The sequence below is a fragment of the Actinosynnema sp. genome (assembly GCF_052038725.1).
The window spans coordinates 1-2551 of sequence record NZ_JBQGCX010000362.1 but is presented as its reverse complement, the minus strand read 5'-3'; the positions used below and the strand labels follow the sequence as shown (position 1 = coordinate 2551).

The following is a 2551-nucleotide window of genomic DNA, read 5'->3' as shown; positions in this document are numbered from 1 at the left end:
GCGGCTTCAGGTCCAGGTTGACCACCCGGTCCCCGGCCTCGGCGAAGCGCCGGGCGGTGGCGAGCCCGATGCCGGACGAGGCCCCGGAGATGACGACAGGGCGCATGGTGCGGATTCCTCCCGGGTGTGCGGGTGCGGCGGGCGAGGTGGGGGCCCGGCGCGACGGGCCGCGCACGCGGGGGTGGTCCCCACGTGCGCGGCCCGGTCGTCGTCGTGCCCCGCGTCGCCCTGCGAGCAGTCTCGCCGGTCCTCGGCGCGCGGGACCGCCTTCCTGGCCGCGCGCCTTCGGTCAGGCGGGCTGCGCGGTCTTCGGGGCGGCCTTCGGCGCGACCGCCTCGTCGGCGGGAGCGGCAGCCCACTTGGTCTTGCTGGTCAGCGCCGCGAACACGTGGCCCAGGTACTGCACGGTGAACCACAGCGGCAGGAACGCCGCGAACGACGGGGCCGACCCGGTCTGCACCCACGCGATGGTCGCCCAGGTGATCACGCCGACCGCGGCGTTGAGCGCCACCGTCGTCGACAGGTCGGTCTGCCGCTGGCCCCAGTCCTCGGAGCGGGGCTTGAGCACCGCGCCCAGCAGCAGCCCGGTCAGCAGCGAGCCGAGCAGGCCGACGCCCGCGACCTTGAGCATGTCCAGCGGCGTGGTCGCGTTGCCGCCCAGCACCGCGTAGTACAGCACCCCGAGGCCGATGCCGACCACCAGGCCGGGCAGGTGCGCGGCGGGGGAGCGCCAGTGCGCGGGCTTGGGCATGGCCACGTCGGCCGCGCCGCGCGGGGCCCGGTACACCGGCGGGAAGATCAGGCCGGTCACGTCCACGTACGGCTGGTACGACTTCGCCGACAGCGCCAGCAGGCGCTTGTCGTACAGGATGCTGCCGATCACGTTGTAGACGTTCAGCACGACGCCCAGCACCAGCAGGTCCGCGGTCATGGTCGGCAGGAGCAGGAACATGCCGAAGAACGCGGTGTGCACCGGGAAGCGGATCCAGCGCCTGCTGCCGACCTTCCACGGGATCAGCTTCGGCCCCGGCGAGTTCGTCACCTGCGACACCAGCGTGGTCGAGCCGAACGCGAGCCCGCAGTCGTACTCGAACAGGTGCAGCTGCCAGTACCACAGCCAGGACACCACGGTCACCGCGTACATCCCGTACATCAGCGCGCCGCTGGTCTCCCACACCACCGCGTCCGGGGTGTGCTGCCACAGCGAGGCCGCGACCAGGATGTAGACCACGTTCGACAGCGACTCCACCGAGCGCCAGGCCAGCGACTCCATGCGGGTCTTGGCCTTCACCACCCGCTTGACGCGCAGGGTGGCCAGCACGGAGTGCTGCACGCCGAATCCGGCCACCAGTAAGGCGTCGACGACCAGCGCTGTGGTCAGGTCCATGTCCACTACTCCTCTATCGGTCGTTCCCGGCCCGGACCCCGGCGCCGGGCGCGCCGGGGTGGGGCGGGTGGGGGCAGGACGCTTGCGCGAGGACTCGGACCCGCGAGGCCCGACCGGGCGGTCAGACCTTGAACAGCTCTTCCATCGTCTCGTGCGAGATGCTCTTGTCGTCGTCGCGGTTCGCCGCGTACGACATGTTCACGATCGTGCGCTTGCCGCCCAGCAGGGGGTGGACCTGGTGCAGGGTCGTGTCGGTGCGCAGCAGGTAGAGGTCCCAGGGCTTGAGCTCGTGCGAGCGGATCACGCCGTCGACGAGCTTCTGGAAGACCTTGGGGTCCTCCTTGTCCCACGAGGTCCCGGAGACGGTCTGCACGAAGCCGCCCAGCTCCAGCGGCGGCACCTCCACCACGAAGATCACCGCGAAGCTGTAGTCGTCCCAGTGCCAGCCGTGGGTGTCGCCCCTGCTCTCCAGGGAGGTGATGATGTACTGCTCCGGGAGGTAGGGGCAGATCTTCACCGGCTCGCCCGCGACCTTGGACAGCGCCTCGCGCAGCGCGGGGGAGCGGTAGACCGCGTCCACCCACCCGTCGTGCTCCCTGATCTCCGCCGCGTTCACGTTGCGCATCTTGCGGTGGCTGTTGCCGGTCTCCTTGAGCTGGAGGTCGCGCCGGATGCCACCGGTGCGCACCAGCTCCTGGATCTCGTCCGACAGCACCTGCTTGACCGAGTCCGGGAGCACGTACGGGATCAGGCCGAAGCCCAGCTCCTCGAAGCTCTTGCGCGACATCGCGTAGCTCTCGTCCGGCAGCGAACCCAGGTGCGCGGCGATGTGCTCGTCGACGGTCGCGGTGGTCAATTCCGACACAATTCCCCCATGGCTGGTGGCTTAGGTGAGGGTCACCCGTTCCAGGCGCGCGATCCGAGCCGATCGCGTGTCGCGTTCGCGCATCGTTGCGGGAGCGGAGCGGGCAATTTTCCCGAGGTTTTGCGGGGTGTCTTGCGGTCCCGTTCGAGAAATGGGGAGAGTCGAATTACCGGGAGTTTACGCACTGTGACACCCGGCGGCAATGCGGCAAGCCGTACGCCTCTGAGCTGGTGAGACGCTTCGGTACCGCGTATACCGCCGATGACCTGGTGCGATCACTCCGGCATGTGGTGGGATCT

2 protein-coding genes are annotated in these 2551 nt (G+C 69.7%); both read right to left on the bottom strand.

Annotation, left to right across the window (positions count from 1 at the left end; all coding sequences use genetic code 11):
• Window positions 1-289 precede the first annotated feature (289 nt).
• Window positions 290-1387, bottom strand: a complete 1098-nt coding sequence (locus ACTUAL_RS07300; protein WP_096495664.1) for a hypothetical protein — start codon at window positions 1385-1387, stop codon at window positions 290-292.
• A 121-nt stretch (window positions 1388-1508) separates the two neighbouring features.
• Window positions 1509-2243 (bottom strand): HalD/BesD family halogenase, encoded by a 735-nt coding sequence (locus tag ACTUAL_RS07295; RefSeq protein WP_096495663.1) that lies wholly within the window; start codon window positions 2241-2243, stop codon window positions 1509-1511.
• Window positions 2244-2551 lie beyond the last annotated feature (308 nt).